Genomic DNA, 14,800 nt, shown 5'->3' with positions numbered 1-14,800 from the left:
GTCGAGCGCATGATGCGCGACGCCAAGATCACCCAGATCTACGAAGGCACCAACCAGGTCCAGCGCATCGTCATGGCCCGCAACCTCCCGTAGTCAAGGAGAAAGGGCGCCCCTCCGTCCTCCGGAGGGGCGCCCTTCTCACATCGTTACGGCGACGGCTGCTGCTCGGATCAGCGGTTCGACGTGACCGTGACCGTCTCGTCGTTCTGGATCTGCGAGACCAGCTGCTTCACCTTCGGCATGTCCCACTTCAGCGAGCCCTGGGGCGCGCTGCCCGAGATCGGGATGTTCATCGACTTCCCGTCGCCACCGCTGATGCCCTTCATCGCGAAGAACATCTGGCCGAGGTCGTAGAGCGACATGTCCTTGTCCACGATCAGCGTGTCCAGACCGGCGCCCAGCGTCGGGTACAGCTTGAACGGGTTGAGGATCGTGCCCGGCGTCGCCGCCTGGTTCGCCAGGGCGGAGAGGAACTTCTGCTGGTTCTTCGTCCGCGCCAGGTCCGACTCGGCGAACGCGTACCGGGTACGGACGAAGGCGAGGGCCTGCTCGCCGTTGAGCGTCTGCTCGCCCGCCTGGAAGTCCGCGCCGGACTTCTTGTCCTTGAAGCCCTTCTCGATGTTCATGTCGACACCGCCGAGCGCGTCCACGATGTTCGCGAAGCCGGCGAAGCCGATCTCCGCGTAGTGGTCGATGCGCAGCCCGGTGTTGAACTCGACCGTGCGGACCAGGAGCTCCGGGCCGTCCATCGCGTACGCCGCGTTGAGCTTGGAGCCGCCGCGCGCCCCGTACTTCTTGCCGGACTCCGAGCCGACGAAGGACGGGATGGTGACCCAGGAGTCACGCGGGAGCGAGATCATCGTGTTCCCGCTGGAGCAGGCCGCGAGGATCATCATCGAGTCGGTCCGCTTGCCCTCGGCGGAGCCGGTGTGCAGCTTCTTCTTCTCCTCGGCCGACATGCCCTCACGGCTGTCGGAGCCGACGATCAGGTAGGTCGTGCAGTCGCCCGCGGCCGGCCGCTCGATGACCTTGGAGAGGTCGACCTCGTTGCGCATCCGGGAGCTGGCCCAGGCGTAGGTGCCGACGCTCCAGCCGAGCAGCGCGACGACCAGGACGATGGAGCCGATCTTGATGCGGCGGCGCCAGTCCGGGGCCGGGCGGCCGGCCGGCTGGGGCGCGTACCGGGGGTCGTGCTGCGGCGGTACGGTGCCGTGGCCTCCGCCCTGGCGGCCGCCGCCGTAGACCTCGCCGGTGTTGTAGCCGCTGTCGTACCCGGTGGCCTGCTGCTGGGTGAAGTTCGGGTTGTACCCCTGGCCCTGTCCCTGGTCGTACCGCGGGTCGTACTGCGGCTGCTGGGGCACCTGCGGGCGCTGTACATGGCGCATCCGGCGAGCGCCCTCGGGCTGCGAGTTCGCGCCGCCACGGCCGTATCCGCTGTCATCGGGCCAGTCATTCATGCGGACCAGTGTGCAGGCCGCCTCCCGGGGGCCGACAGGGCGGGTGGGGAATCGGGGCGGCGCTGTTGCCAAGCTGATGCAAAGGGGACCAGGTCGGGACCCGGCATAAGGTGGAGGGCATGACAGATCAGGCCCAGCTCACGGACCGCCCGGAGACCGAAATTCCGGGTAAGCCCACCTCCGCGTCCCGCACCACTCTCAGCCACATCATGACCAGCCACGACACCAACCTGCTCGGTACGGTGCACGGCGGCGTGATCATGAAGCTGGTGGACGACGCGGCGGGCGCCGTCGCGGGCCGCCACTCGGGCGGGCCGGCCGTGACCGCGTCCATGGACGAGATGGCGTTCCTGGAGCCGGTACGCGTCGGTGACCTGCTGCATGTGAAGGCGCAGGTCAACTGGACCGGCCGGTCCTCCATGGAGGTCGGCGTGCGGGTCATGGCGGAGCGCTGGAACGAGTCCACCCCCGCCCAGCAGGTCGCCTCCGCCTACCTGGTCTTCGCCGCGGTCGACGCCGACGGCAAGCCGCGCCGCGTGCCGCCCGTCCTCCCGGAGACGGAGAAGGACAAGCGCCGCTACCAGGAGGCCCAGATCCGCCGCACCCACCGCCTGGCCCGCCGCCGCGCGATCATGGACCTCCGCGAACGCCGCGCGGCCGAGGGCTACGAGGACTGACGCCGCCGGCCGCGCCCGGGGCCCTACGGGCAGACCACCCGGTCCGCCCCTACGGGCAGACCACCCGGTCGCCCGTGACCGCCTCGAAGGTGCCGGTGGCCTTCTCCTCCGCCCGTACCGGCTTGACGCTCTTGTAGTCGAGACCGGCCACCACCCGCAGGGTGCGCCCCCGTCCCTTCACCGGCCGCAGCTCCGCCCCCGGCAGCGCCGCCGCCAGGGACTTCGCCGAGCGGTCCCAGCGCGGGTCGTACTCCACCACCGTCCGCCGCACCTCCGGGCCCTCCCCGGTGCGCGGCGCCCGCGTCGTGTCGAAGCCCGTGGCGTGCAGGGCGTCGTCCACCCTGCGGCCCAGGCCGTCCCTTCGCGTCCCGTTGTAGACCTGCACCCGGATCGTCTTCGGCGCCACGTCGACGACCGTTCCCCCCGCCTTCGCCTCCGCCGTCCTCGGCGGAGCGAGCGGGCGGTCCTCGCGCAGGGCCTGGAAGAGCCGCTGCGCCTTGGGCGCGTCCCACTTCACGGTCGAGCCGATCCCCTTCACCGGGAAGCTCACGTCCCCGAGCGGTACGGAGACGAACTCCGACGACGCCGGGTCGAAGCCCCGCATCGCCTTGGCCAGGCTCAGCAGCTGATCCGTACCGAACCCCCGGTCCGCCCGGACCGAGCGGAGCATCGTCGTGGAGACCTCCCGGAAGCGGACCGGGTTCAGCAGCACCCCGCCGCTCGTCACCCGGTCGATCAGCGCCGCGAGGAACCGCTGCTGGCGTTCCATCCGGCCGATGTCCGCCGCCCCGTCGACATGGCGCGCGCGCACGTACTGCAGCGCCTGCCCGCCGTTCAGATGGTGCGGCCCGGCCGCCAGGTCGAGCCCGGTGTACTTGTCCTTCATCGGCCGGACCGTGCAGATGTCGACCCCGCCGACCGCGTCGACCGTCTTCATGAAGCTGGTGAAGTCGACCTCCAGATAGTGGTCGATCTTGACGCCCGTCATGTTCTCGACGGTCCGGACCGTGAGCCCCGGCCCGCCCTCGGCGTACGCGGCGTTCAGCTTCACCGGGTGCGCCTCGTGCCGCCTCCCCGTGGTCGCGTCGACGTGCGCGGGCATCTCGGCGTACGAGTCACGCGGCAGGCTCACCACGCTCGCCCGCTCCCGGTCCTCGCTGATGTGCACGAGCATCACGGTGTCGGTGCAGTGACAGGGCGCCCCGCCCAGCCGATAGGCCTTGCGCTGCTGCTTGGTGAGGCTGTCGCGCCCGTCCGTGCCCACGAGCAGCAGGTTCATCCCGTGCCCGCCCTGGGGGCGGTTCTTCATGTCCTTGAACGGGTCGACCCGGTCGATCCCGGTGTCCAGGCCGGTGACCAGCGCGTGCCCGATTCCGCCGGCTCCGAGGACGAGCACGGACAGGGTCGTCGCCATCCGCATGCCCCACCGTGGTCGCGCGGGCCGTCTGACCCGGCGGGCCGCCGGTACGGGACGGGCGGCCGGGCGGCGGCGAGGCGCGCGGGGCGGTGTGGGCACCGGGGGACACCTCCGCGGGTGGGACAAGGGGACCGTGAGCACCGTAGGCCCATACGATCAGCGCAAGGGTGCGGCGGTCCGCGTGACGCGCTTCGTGTCCCCCATTCGCGGTAACGTGGCCGACGATTCTGCTGTCTCCCGGGGGCGACCCCCGGAACCCCGAGGATTCCATGCAGCCCCCCGTCTCCGTGATCATGCCGGTCCTCAACGAGGAACGGCACCTGCGCAACTCGGTCCGTCACATCCTCGAGCAGGAGTACGACGGCGAGATGGAGGTGGTGATCGCGCTCGGCCCGTCCACGGACCGCACCGACGAGATCGCCGCCGAACTCGTACGAGAAGACCCGCGGGTCCACACCGTGCCCAACCCCACGGGCCGTACGCCCGCCGCCCTCAACGCGGCGATCAAGGCGTCCCGCCACCCGATCGTGGTGCGGGTCGACGGGCACGGCATGCTGTCGCCCGACTACATCGCGACGGCCGTCCGCCTCCTGGAGGAGACGGGCGCGCAGAACGTCGGCGGCATCATGCACGCCGAGGGCGAGAACGACTGGGAGCACGCGGTCGCCGCCGCGATGACCTCGAAGATCGGCGTCGGCAACGCGGCCTTCCACACCGGAGGAGAGGCGGGCCCGGCGGAGACCGTCTACCTGGGTGTCTTCCGGCGCGAGGCGCTGGAGCAGCAGGACGGCTACAACGTCGAGTTCATCCGCGCCCAGGACTGGGAGCTGAACTTCCGGATCCGCGAGGCGGGCGGCCTGATCTGGTTCTCGCCCGAGCTGCGCGTCCAGTACCGCCCGCGGCCGAACGTGCGCGCGCTGGCCAAGCAGTACAAGGACTACGGCCGTTGGCGCCATGTCGTGGCCCGCTACCACCAGGGCTCCATCAACCTGCGCTACCTCGCCCCGCCGACCGCCGTCTGCGCGATCGCGGCCGGCGTGGTGGTGGGCGCGGCCCTCACCCCGCTCGGCTTCCTGGTCCCGGCCGGCTACCTGGCCGCGATCACCGCGGGCTCGCTCCCGGCGGGCAAGGGCCTTCCGCTGAAGGCCCGGCTCCAGATCCCGGTCGCCCTCGCGACGATGCACATGTCCTGGGGCTACGGCTTCCTGACGAGCCCGCGCGCCCTGGCGAAGAAGGTCATCGCGAGCCGCCGCCCGTCGGTGCCGGCCGCGAAGGTCTGACGCTCCCGCCACGCACACGGCGACGGCCGGGCCCCCGAGGGGCCCGGCCGTCGCCGTCTTCGTACGCCGTGTGCGCGGGAGCGTCAGCTCTTGCCGTCCCACTTGTAGACGCTGTAGACGTCCATGCACTCCACCTTGTCGTCCGCGCCGTCCGGCAGGTCGCCCGCCTCGCTCTTCGGCTTCTCGTAGGTGGCGCCCTGGCGCCAGTCCGCGCCCACGACCAGCGTGATGTTCTCCGCCTTGGCGTCCGCGCGGACGGCCGAGTCGGGCAGACCGAGCGCCTTGGCGACGGAGAGCGCGTCCGCCTTGCCCTGGTCGCCGTCCGCCTTCGGGTACGTGACCACGGTGTCCTTGCGGGCCTCGGCGGCCTTCGAGGACTCCGCCTGGGTGAAGCCCTTGTCCTGCAGGGCCTGGGCCAGCGTGCCCGCCCGGCCCTCCGTCGGCGGCTGGCCGTCCCCGCTCGTGCCGTTGACGACCGTGACGTCGAGCGTCGCGGGGGCGGCCGCGGCCGGCCCCTTCGGCTTCGCGGAGGCGGACGGCTTGGCGCCGGCCGGGTCTCCGTTCTTGTCGAAGGCCACGTCGTCGCGGAGCATCGACCACATCTTGTCTGCGGCGCTCTCGACCATGACGAGCTTGTTCCTGTCCTGCGACCACTCGGCCGTGGGGACGGTCGCCGTCGTGAGGCGGTCCAGCTTCACGTTCTTGAGCTGCATCGACAGGTCGAAGAGCTTCGACACCGAGCGGATCTCGTCCGAGACCTGGAGCGCTCGCGTGGCGGTCTCGGCCAGCCCCATGAGGCGTCCGGTGTCGGTCCAGGCGTTCTGGCTCTGGAGCTTCTCCATCATGCCGTTCATGTACATGTGCTGGGCCTTGGCGCGGTTCTGGTCGCTGCCGAACGCGTGCCGGGTGCGCAGCCACTGGAGGGCCTGCTCACCCTTGATCTCGGTGGTCCCCGCCTTCAGCTTCAGGCCGGAACCGCCCTTCTGGAGACGGGTCGACTTGTCGTGCACGCCCGTCTTCACACAGACCGGTACGCCGCCGACCTCGTCCGCCATCGCGACCACGCCCGCGAAGTCGACCATCATCCAGTGGTCGACGTAGACCCCGGTGAGGCTCTCCCACGTGGTGAGGGTGCAGCCCGGACCGCCGCGCTGCAGCGTCTCGTTGATGGGGCTGGTGGTGGTCGCCGGAAAGGTCGTGCCCTCCTTGTCCTTGCACTCCGGGATCTTGACGATCGTGTCGCGCGGGATGGAGATGATGTTGGCGTTCTTGCGGTCCGCCGAGATGTGGAGCAGCATCTGCACATCGGCGAGCGGCTTGCGGTCCCGCTCGTTCTTCCCGCCGCCGAGCGCCACGTTCTTGGCGTCGGCGCGGCTGTCGGAGCCGATCAGCAGGATGTTGAGCGGGGTGTCGCCGAGCGCGTTCGGCGCGGTCTTCTTCACACCGCTGTCGCCGCCGGCGCGGCTGCCACCGCGGATGTTGTCGTTGAGGTGCTGGTAGTACAGGTATCCGGCGGCAGCCGTGCCGAGTATCAGCAGCGACAGGGTCGCGGCGACCCAGCGCAGCACCTTGCGTTTACCAGTCTTCCTGGCGCGTCGGCGCGGCCCCTTGCGACGGTGGTTCGCGCGGCCCTCGCCGCCTCCACCGCCGCTCGCGGCGCCGTCGGCCGTGTCCTCGGCGGCCCTTTCGCCGCCGGCCGATTCGCCCTTCGTGGACGTGCCGCCCCTGGTCCCGCGACGCCTGGACCCTTCGGTCCCGGCTCCGCCGCGCGAACTCCCCTCGGCCTCGTCCTCGTAGAGCGTCTCGTCCCAGCCCAAATCACGGGCGTGCGGGACGCGTCCCCGCGTCCCCTCCCCACGCACGCTGTTCTGTCCCACCCCTGGTCCCCCTCGTCTCAGGAGTGCGCCACAGCCCGGTGTTTCCGGGTCACTGTGCGCACACCTTCTTGTCTGCCGTCTGCGCACCTTCCGGCGCCTTTGCCGGACCGGTGATGGGCACCCCCGCCCCCTTGAAGTCGGAGCCGAGGACGAGCGTCATGGGTGCGAGCTCCTCGGCGTCCTGCGTGCCCGGCTTGAGAGCCGTGGCGGGCAGACCCATCAGGTCCGCCAGCTTGCGGGCCTGATCGGCCTGGTTCGGTGCGTACTCGAGCGTGGTCTTCGCCGCCTTCTCGGGGGCGTTGCTCTTGTTCGTGGACCGTGTGACGCCCTGCTCGACCTGCAGCCAGTTGATCGTCGACTGGGCGGCGCCCTGGATGCCGCTGCCGTTGTAGACGTCGACGCGCACCTCGCGCGCGGTGGACCGCTCGCCCTTCAACAGGGCGGCCTGGGCGTTCTTGGCGTCCTCCTGCTTCTTCTTCACCTCGGTGAGGGAGATGTCGGACTTCATGTTCGAGAAGAGCTGCGGCGCCTTGACCGGGTCGGGCACGACCGTGGCCTTGATCTTCTCGGCCGGGTTGTCGATGACCGGGAGCGTCGTGAACGTGATGTTCTTCGCGTCGATCTTGGCCAGTTCCTCGCCGAGGGACTTGAGCTTCCCGATGCTTCCTATGCCGGAGTCCACGGTCAGCGCGTTGGTGGCCGCCTCGGCGAGGTCGAGCAGCTTGCCCGGACTCGTCAGGGTCTCGTCCGACTTCATCTGCCGGATCATCGAGCTGAGGAACTGCTGCTGGACCTTGATCCGGTCCAGGTCGCTCTCGTTGCCGAAGCTGTGGCGCGTACGGACGAAGGCGAGGGCCTGCTCGCCCTGGATCGTCGACTCGCCCGCCGGCAGGTTGAGCTTGGAGTCCTTGTCCTTGACCGGCTTGACCAGACAGACCTTCACACCGCCGACGGCCGTGGTCAGCTCCTTGACGGCGTTGAAGTCGGCCATCATGAAGTGGTCGACGGTCAGCCCGGTGAGCTTCTTGACCGTGCGCATGGTGCAGCCGGGGTCACGGTCGGACTGGCCGAGGCTGACGTTGAACCGCTCGTCGGCCTGGCCCGGGATGGTCTTGATGGTGCCGTCGGGCATCTTCGTCTGGCACTCGGGGATCTCGGTCTTCAGGTCGCGCGGGATGGACATCGCCGTGGCGTTCGTCCGGTCCTTGGAGACGTGGAAGAGGATCGTGGTGTCGGCGTGGCCGGGGCTGTTCTTGTCGCCGTAGCCCTCGTTGCCGTCACCGGTCCGCTTGTCCGTGCCGATGAGCAGGATGTTGACGGCCTGGTCCTTCTTGAACCCGGTGCTCTCGGCGCCGACCACGTCGACCTTGTTGATGTTCCCGTTGAGGTGCTCGTAGTACGCGTACGCGCCCACGCCGCCGGCCACGAGCACGAGCGCCATCGTCCCGCCGGTCCACAGCAGGACCTTCTTCTTGCGGGACTTCGCGGGCTTGCGCTTGCGGCGGCCCGGCTGCGGCTGCTGCCCGCCGGGGCCTTCGGGGGCACGGCGACGGCGCTGGCCGGGGACGGGTGCCTCGGTCGGCGCGCCGGTCGTACGGGAACGCCGGTCGGTGCGGGAGGCCTCGGCGGAGCGGGAGCCCTCCGCGGATCTCGGGCCCGGAGTGGTCGCGCCGCGGGGGCGGGACTGCGGTGCCGACTGCCCAGCGGAGTGGTTCAGTCGCAGTTCGTAGTTGCCCGTTCGCGGGTTGAGGACCCACTGGTCGGCGGGGTCGATCTCATCCGCCTGTCCACGGCTGTGCGCGTCCACGGTTACTTGAATCCTCCGTCGGTGCCACGCGAGGCGCCTCCCCCGGTCGGCGCTCGGTCGTTCGATCCGTTGAGTGCGCGACCACGAGGTCGGAAGCACCGGATCGCGTCACACTATCCGCCCAGTTCAGCGTGGGGCGACGTCCGTGACAAATTCCACGCCCCTTACAACTGGGCATTTTGCCCAAACCCCTTCTGCCGCCCTCTTGCCCCCCAACTCCTTGGGCGCTCCTTTACTCACCCACCCCTAGGCACACGCTCCGTCCGCCGCGTTACGTCCCGAGAAAGTCGGTGCCGGCGTGGGATTCGGGGCCTTCGCGGCGCCCCGTCCCCTGTCGCTCTCCGTGCCCGGTGTCACGGTGACGGGCTTGTCCTCGCGCAGTCGCCTGAAGAGCTGACTCGCAGCAGGTTGTACGAGTTCGTCCCGGTTCGCGTCGTACGAGTACGGCCGACGCGGCACCGTGAGGAACTGCACCTTCTCCGTGGGCACCGAACGCATCGAGCGCGCCAGGTCGTACAGGTCCCGCAGCGAGTCGAGTCCCGGGTCGGTCGTGATCGACTTCGTCGCCGCGTCGAGGACCGGGTACAGCCGGGTCGGATTCAGAAGGACGCCGTTGCTCTGCACCTTGCTGACCAGGGCGCCCAGGAACTGCTGCTGGCGGTCCATGCGTTCCGTGTCGCTGCCGTTGCCGAGCGACTTGCGGGCCCGTACGAAGCCCAGCGCCTGCTCGCCGTTGAGCGTCTGGCGCCCGGCCTTCAGCCTCAGCTTGGCGGCCTTGTCGTCGACCGCCTCCCGCAGGCAGATCTCGACGCCGTCCACGGCGTCGACCATCTTCTTGAAGCCCCGGAAGTCGATCACCATGTGGTGGTCGATGCGGATCGCTGTCAGCCGCTCGACGGTACGGATCGTGCAGGCCGTGCCGCCGATCTCGAAGGCCGAGTTGAACTGGGCGAATTGTTCCCCTGTGCGCGTTCCGTCCGGAGTGCGGCAACTGGGCATGGTCACCATCAGGTCGCGCGGGATGGAGACGGCCGTCGCGCTCGACCGGCCCGCCGAGATGTGCAGCAGGATCGTGGTGTCCGAGCGCTGGGTGCCCTTGTCCTTGCCGTACTTGGTGTTGCCCGCGCCGGACCGGGTGTCGGAGCCGATGAGCAGGATGTTCTGCGCCCCCAGCGCGCCCGCGGCGGGGCGCTCCTTCTCGTATCGGAGCAGCTCCGCGGCGGCGTCGGTGTCGGTGGTGATGTTGCCGTCGAGCTTGCGGTAGAGCCACCAGCCGACTCCCGCGGCGGCGAGGACGACGACCGAGACCCCGAGAGCCGTCCAGCGCAGCCAGTGGCGCTTGCGCGGGGCCTCCGGTTCGGCGGGCGTGCCGGGACTGTCCGTCACGTCTGAGTCCATCCTTCGCGGCGTCGGCGGCGCGCCCGGGGGCCGCCGTTCGAAGAGTGAGACGGCCGAACCAGGCGCCTGGTTGTGCGGGAGGGGGTGCGTACCCGCCGATCATGTACCGGAGTTGAGGCGCGGACCCGAGGACTCGGCGAGTCGGTGCGCCATACGGGTGGAACGTCGGCGGGTTGTCCCGCGGCGGCCCGCCGTCAGCCGGCGGTCGTCGTGACGCGCTCGCTCTCGACCCGCTTCTCGAGCCCCTCGGGCGCCAGCAGGTCCAGGTTCCGGCACAGGACGACGGACCCGCCGGCCGCCAGGGGTGCGTACAGCCCGGCGGAGAGTCCGTCCCAGGTGTCGTACGGGCGCCCGGAGAGGAGCCGCGCCCCCGGGGCGAGGCCGAGCGCCGCCGCGTCCGCGCGCGCCCGCTCGACGAGCTGGGCGCCCGTCAGTTCCGTACCGCCGACCAGGAGGGCCGGGGCGTCGGCGTCCACCGGGACGAACGGGGCGAACCGGTCACCCTGGCTCGGCACCTCGACCGCGTAGTCCGCGTACCCGGCGGGCGCGGCGGGGAAGCGGCGGCCCAGCGGGGCCAGCGAGAGCGCGATCCGGTCTCCCGAGCAGGCCAGGCCCGCGTCGAGCGTGTCCGGCCCCGCGACCACGTAGTCGGCCTCGGCCGGGTCCCCGCCGAATTCCGCGGTCACACCCACGGAGGAGCAGGCGAGCAGCCAGACCGCGGTCTGCCAGTGCGCGGGCAAGAGCAGCGCGAGCCGGTCGCCGGGGGAGGCGGACAGCTCTCCCTGGAGGAGATTGGCCGTCTTGGCCACCCAATTGGCGAAGGTGGCCACGGACAATTCGACGCGCTCACCGGTGGCGTCGTCGTAGAAGGTGACCAAGGGGCGGGCGGGGTCCGCGGCGAGCGCGGATCGCAGCAGGTCGGCGGGGGTGCGGTCGCTGGCGTTCACGCGGGCAAGGGTACGCCGGGAGGGGTGAGGGGACCCCCCGTACCGGTGACGCCGTCCTCCGGTCGGAGCGACGGGCCGTCAGTTTCCGTGCCGGATTCCGCCGAGCGGAACCCACGGGGCGTACAGAGGATCGCCCTATGCGTGCCTACCTCGCCACCTCCATCGCCGTCACGTGCGCGACGGCGCTCGCCCTTCCGTTCACCCTCGCGACCCCCGCGGGGGCGCTGCCACTCGGTGCGGCCGCCGCGCCGACGGCGGCGCCACCCGCCGCGGATCCAGCCGCGGACCCCGCCGCGGACCCCTCCGCCCGGGAAGCGGCGCCGGACGCCGTCCCGCAGGAGACCGACGTCGCCGGTTCCACCCAGTCCCTGCCGCTGGCCCCCCTCGGTGACGGCCGCCGTGCCGTCGGCGGTGCCGCCGACGGGGCACAGGGTCTGGCCCGACGGGACGTCAGACCCTTCTCGCTCGTGGGTGTCGTCTGGGACGACGCCCGGGCCCACCTCCACGGCACGGTCCAGGTCCGCACCAGGGCGACCGGGAACGCGCGGTGGTCCGCGTGGCAGGACGTCGAGATCCACAACGACGACCACGGGGCCGACCCCGGCACCTCGGAGGCCGCGTCCGGCGCGCTCCGCGGGGCCACCGCACCGCTCTGGGTCGGCGACTCCGACGGCGTCGAGGTCCGCGTACGTCCGGACCGCCAGGACGACATCGCCGCGGCGGTGGCCGAAGCGCTTCCGGAGGGCCTCCGTATCGAGCTGGTCGACCCGGGACCGGAGCCCGCCGCCGCCCAGGGGCCCGAGCCCCGCGCCGGGCTGGCGCACGGAGCGCGTGCGGTACACCGCGCGCCGACCGTCGAGGAGGCGGCCGCCGCCTCCGTGAACGCCCAGCTCGCCTCGGTCGGTACGGCGGTGATCCCGGCGGCCGCCGCGGCGAAGCCGTACATCGGCCCCCGCCCGAGGATCATCACCCGCAAGGGCTGGGGCGCCGACGAGCGGCTGCGCGAGAAGGGCTTCGTCTACACCAAGGCGGTCAAGGCCGCCTTCGTCCATCACAGCGCGACCGGCAACAACTACACCTGCAAGCAGGCGCCCTCCGTCCTCCGCAGTATCTACCGCTACCACACCCAGAGCAGCGGCTGGCGTGACTTCGGCTACAACTTCGCCGTCGACAAGTGCGGAAACATCTACGAAGGCCGCGCCGGGGGCGTGGCCAAGCCGGTGCACGGCGCCCACACGCTCGGTTTCAACACCAACAGCATGGGCATCGCCGTCCTCGGCACCTTCGGGTCGACGACTCCGCCGGCTGCCGTCGTCACCGCCGTCGCGAAGCTGACGGCGTGGAAGCTTGGGCTGCACGGGGTGAATCCGAGGGGGAAGACGACGCTCGTCTCCGCCGGCGGGAAGTACAAAAAGGGCAAGAAGGTCACATTCAACTCCATTGCGGGACACCGTGACGGCTACGCCACGGCCTGCCCCGGAGCCCGCCTCTACGGCAAGCTCGGCACCGCACGCACCGCGTCCGCGAAGTACCAGGGGCGGTGATGCGATCGCCGGTCCGACCATCTGCATAAACTGACCGGTCATATCGCCCGGACGAGCGACGAACGACGTGACGGGCGATGAGACCGGCCCCGGACAGGAAGCAGAGACGACAGGTGACAGAAGCGATCCTCCTGGTCGGTGGCAAGGGCACACGACTACGCCCGCTGACGGTGAACACCCCCAAGCCGATGGTCCCCGCGGCCGGTGTGCCGTTCCTGACGCACCAGCTGGCACGGGCCAGGGCCGCGGGTGTCGAGCACGTGGTGCTCGCCACCTCGTACCTGGCCGAGGTCTTCGAGCCGTACTTCGGGGACGGCTCGTCGCTGGGGCTCAGCCTGGAGTACGTCACCGAGGAGGAGCCGCTCGGCACGGGCGGCGCGATCCGCAACGTCGCCTCGCGCCTGCACTCCGGCCCGGACGACCCGGTCCTCGTCTTCAACGGCGACATCCTGACGGGCCTGGACATCCAGGCCCTGGTCGCCACCCACGACTCCTCGGGCGCGGACGTCTCGCTGCACCTGACCCGGGTCGACGACCCGAGGGCGTTCGGGCTGGTCCCGACGGACCCGACCGGGCGCGTCACCGCGTTCCTGGAGAAGCCGCAGACGCCCGAGGAGATCGTCACCGACCAGATCAACGCGGGGGCGTACGTCTTCCGCCGCTCGGTCATCGACACGATCCCGACCGGGCGGCCCGTCTCGGTGGAGCGCGAGACCTTCCCCGAGCTCCTCGCCACGGGAGCGCACCTCCAGGGCCTGGTGGACTCCACGTACTGGCTCGACCTCGGCACCCCGCAGGCCTTCGTGCGCGGCTCGGCGGACCTGGTCCTCGGCCGCGCCCCGTCCCCGGCCGTCCCGGGCCGGTGCGGCGACCGTCTGGTCCTCCCGACGGCCCGGGTGGCCCCGGACGCCAAGCTCACCGGCGGCACGGTCGTCGGCGCGGACGCCGTCGTCGGCGAAGGCGCCCGCATCTCGGGTTCGACCCTCCACGCGGGCGCGATCGTCGAACCGGGCGCGGTGATCACCGACTCCCTGATCGGCGCGGGCGCCCGCATCGGCGCACGCACGGTCCTGACAGGCGCGGTCATCGGGGACGGCGCCCAGGTCGGCCCGGACAACGAACTCCGCGAGGGCGTCCGCATCTGGTGCGACACCACGCTCCCGGCCCGCGCGATCCGCTTCTCCTCGGACCAGTAGGGACGACTGCTCCGGCCGGTCACCCTTCTCCCGGCCTCCGTCCGGCGGAGGGCGACCGGCTTCTCCCGGCCTCCGTCCGGCGGAGGGTGACCGCCCGGGGCGGGTCGCCGCGGGGGCGGGTGCCGGTCCCTCGCCCGCGGGCGGCGCCTTCCCGGGGCCGCTCGGGCGGGGGCCCGGATACGCTCATAGACATGGCCGGCCGCTTCGCACCCCGCACCCCCAGCACCCGCACCACCGTGCGCGGCGGCCACGTCCCCGTACCCGCCGCCCGGCCGGCCGCCCCGGTCGCCCAGGGCGCGACCCGCCGCTGGACCCCCGACGCGCCGACCGACCTCGGCCTCACCCTCGGGCCCCTCCGCCGCGGCCCGGGCGACCCCACCTTCCGTACGACCCCCGACGGCTCCGTCTGGCGCACCGCCCGCACCCCGGAAGGCCCCGGCACGCTCCGGGTCGCCCTCCGGCAGGGCACGGCGGAGGCCGAGGCCTGGGGGCCCGGCGCCCAGTGGCTCCTCGACGGGCTGCCGCGGCTGCTCGGCGCCGAGGACGACCCGGGCGCCTTCGTCCCCCGCCACCGGCTCCTCGCCGCCACGCACCGCGCCCGCCCCGGCCTCCGGCTGAGCCGCACCGGCCTGGTGATGGAGTCGCTGATCCCCTCGATCCTGGAGCAGAAGGTCACCACGGACGAGGCGTACCGCGCCTGGCGGCTGCTCGTACGGAAGTACGGCGAGCCCGCCCCCGGCCCCGAGGGCCACCGCCTCCATGTGGTGCCCGACCCCCGCACCTGGTCGCTCATCCCGTCCTGGGAGTGGCACCGCGCGGGCGTCGACAACAAGCGCGCCGCCACCATCCTGCGGGCCGTCAAGGTCGCCCGCCGCATGGAGGAGGCGGCGGCCATGGAGCCCGAACAGGCGCAGCAGCGGCTGGAGTTGATCCCCGGCATCGGCCCCTGGACCTCTGCCGAGACGGTGCAGCGCAGCAACGGCGCGCCGGACGCGGTCTCCGTCGGCGACTACCACCTGCCGTCGATCGTCGGGTACGCCCTCGCGGGCGACCGGACCGCCGACGACGCGGCGATGCTCGAACTCCTCGCCCCGTACGCGGGCCAGCGCCACCGCGCGGCCCGCCTCGTCCTTCTCAGCGGCCGCGTCCCCCCGCGCCGCGCACCCCGGATGACGCCGGGGAACATCGCGGCGCTCTGAA

At 71.5% G+C, this 14,800-nt stretch carries 12 protein-coding genes; 6 read left to right on the top strand and 6 right to left on the bottom strand.

What is annotated here, in order from left to right:
• Positions 1-93: acyl-CoA dehydrogenase family protein (locus tag ACF1G2_RS35615; RefSeq protein ID WP_132919430.1), on the top strand; the 93-nt coding region annotated here is incomplete at its 5' end.
• Positions 94-170: 77 nt separating this feature from the next.
• Here ACF1G2_RS35615 and ACF1G2_RS35610 read toward each other — a convergent pair.
• Positions 171-1,457, bottom strand: a complete 1,287-nt coding sequence (locus ACF1G2_RS35610; protein WP_391802306.1) for an LCP family protein — start codon at positions 1,455-1,457, stop codon at positions 171-173.
• Between the two features lie 119 nt (positions 1,458-1,576).
• On the opposite strand from ACF1G2_RS35610, the gene ACF1G2_RS35605 reads away from it, so the two are divergent.
• Positions 1,577-2,134 carry an acyl-CoA thioesterase gene (locus ACF1G2_RS35605; RefSeq protein ID WP_391802305.1) on the top strand — a complete coding sequence of 186 codons (558 nt, stop codon included), beginning with the start codon at positions 1,577-1,579 and terminating at the stop codon, positions 2,132-2,134.
• A gap of 49 nt (positions 2,135-2,183) precedes the next feature.
• Here the strand turns inward: ACF1G2_RS35605 and ACF1G2_RS35600 are convergent, their stop codons facing one another.
• Positions 2,184-3,554 carry an LCP family protein gene (locus ACF1G2_RS35600; RefSeq protein ID WP_391802304.1) on the bottom strand — a complete coding sequence of 457 codons (1,371 nt, stop codon included), beginning with the start codon at positions 3,552-3,554 and terminating at the stop codon, positions 2,184-2,186.
• A 266-nt stretch (positions 3,555-3,820) separates the two neighbouring features.
• Here ACF1G2_RS35600 and ACF1G2_RS35595 point away from each other — a divergent pair, with 266 nt between their 5' ends.
• Positions 3,821-4,831: a glycosyltransferase family 2 protein gene (locus ACF1G2_RS35595; RefSeq protein WP_391802303.1), complete on the top strand. Its 1,011-nt coding sequence runs from the start codon at positions 3,821-3,823 to the stop codon at positions 4,829-4,831.
• 83 nt (positions 4,832-4,914) lie between these two features.
• On the opposite strand, the gene ACF1G2_RS35590 is transcribed toward ACF1G2_RS35595, so the two are convergent.
• From ACF1G2_RS35590 to ACF1G2_RS35575, 4 genes are all read right to left on the bottom strand, one after another.
• Positions 4,915-6,708: an LCP family protein gene (locus ACF1G2_RS35590; protein WP_391802302.1), complete on the bottom strand. Its 1,794-nt coding sequence runs from the start codon at positions 6,706-6,708 to the stop codon at positions 4,915-4,917.
• Between the two features lie 49 nt (positions 6,709-6,757).
• The gene (locus ACF1G2_RS35585; RefSeq protein WP_391802301.1) at positions 6,758-8,515 is read right to left on the bottom strand and encodes an LCP family protein; all 1,758 of its coding nucleotides are present in this window, start codon (positions 8,513-8,515) and stop codon (positions 6,758-6,760) included.
• Between the two features lie 246 nt (positions 8,516-8,761).
• Positions 8,762-9,901, bottom strand: coding sequence for an LCP family protein (locus ACF1G2_RS35580; protein WP_391802300.1), 1,140 nt, complete (start codon positions 9,899-9,901; stop codon positions 8,762-8,764).
• A gap of 206 nt (positions 9,902-10,107) precedes the next feature.
• Entirely contained in the window at positions 10,108-10,860 is a 753-nt protein-coding gene (locus ACF1G2_RS35575; protein WP_391802299.1) for a TIGR03089 family protein, read from the bottom strand.
• Between the two features lie 137 nt (positions 10,861-10,997).
• On the opposite strand from ACF1G2_RS35575, the gene ACF1G2_RS35570 reads away from it, so the two are divergent.
• The 3 genes from ACF1G2_RS35570 to ACF1G2_RS35560 all read left to right on the top strand — a co-directional run bounded on the left by ACF1G2_RS35570 (position 10,998) and on the right by ACF1G2_RS35560 (position 14,799).
• Positions 10,998-12,404 carry a peptidoglycan recognition protein gene (locus tag ACF1G2_RS35570; RefSeq protein WP_391802298.1) on the top strand — a complete coding sequence of 469 codons (1,407 nt, stop codon included), beginning with the start codon at positions 10,998-11,000 and terminating at the stop codon, positions 12,402-12,404.
• Positions 12,405-12,517: 113 nt separating this feature from the next.
• Positions 12,518-13,600, top strand: coding sequence for a sugar phosphate nucleotidyltransferase (locus ACF1G2_RS35565; RefSeq protein WP_391802297.1), 1,083 nt, complete (start codon positions 12,518-12,520; stop codon positions 13,598-13,600).
• Between the two features lie 191 nt (positions 13,601-13,791).
• Positions 13,792-14,799, top strand: coding sequence for a DNA-3-methyladenine glycosylase family protein (locus ACF1G2_RS35560; RefSeq protein ID WP_391802296.1), 1,008 nt, complete (start codon positions 13,792-13,794; stop codon positions 14,797-14,799).
• Position 14,800 lies beyond the last annotated feature (1 nt).

This window comes from Streptomyces sp. NPDC013457 (assembly GCF_043089925.1).
Classification (GTDB): domain Bacteria; phylum Actinomycetota; class Actinomycetes; order Streptomycetales; family Streptomycetaceae; genus Streptomyces.
This window is presented reverse-complemented; position numbering and strand designations above follow the sequence as displayed.

Excerpts from the sequence above, each read along its gene's own strand:
- ACF1G2_RS35610 (WP_391802306.1), bottom strand. The coding sequence starts at position 1,457 with ATGAATGACTGGCCCGATGACAGCGGATACGGCCGTGGCGGCGCGAAC.
- ACF1G2_RS35605 (WP_391802305.1), top strand. The coding sequence starts at position 1,577 with ATGACAGATCAGGCCCAGCTCACGGACCGCCCGGAGACCGAAATTCCG.
- ACF1G2_RS35600 (WP_391802304.1), bottom strand. The coding sequence starts at position 3,554 with ATGCGGATGGCGACGACCCTGTCCGTGCTCGTCCTCGGAGCCGGCGGA.
- ACF1G2_RS35595 (WP_391802303.1), top strand. The coding sequence starts at position 3,821 with ATGCAGCCCCCCGTCTCCGTGATCATGCCGGTCCTCAACGAGGAACGG.
- ACF1G2_RS35570 (WP_391802298.1), top strand. The coding sequence starts at position 10,998 with ATGCGTGCCTACCTCGCCACCTCCATCGCCGTCACGTGCGCGACGGCG.
- ACF1G2_RS35560 (WP_391802296.1), top strand. The coding sequence starts at position 13,792 with ATGGCCGGCCGCTTCGCACCCCGCACCCCCAGCACCCGCACCACCGTG.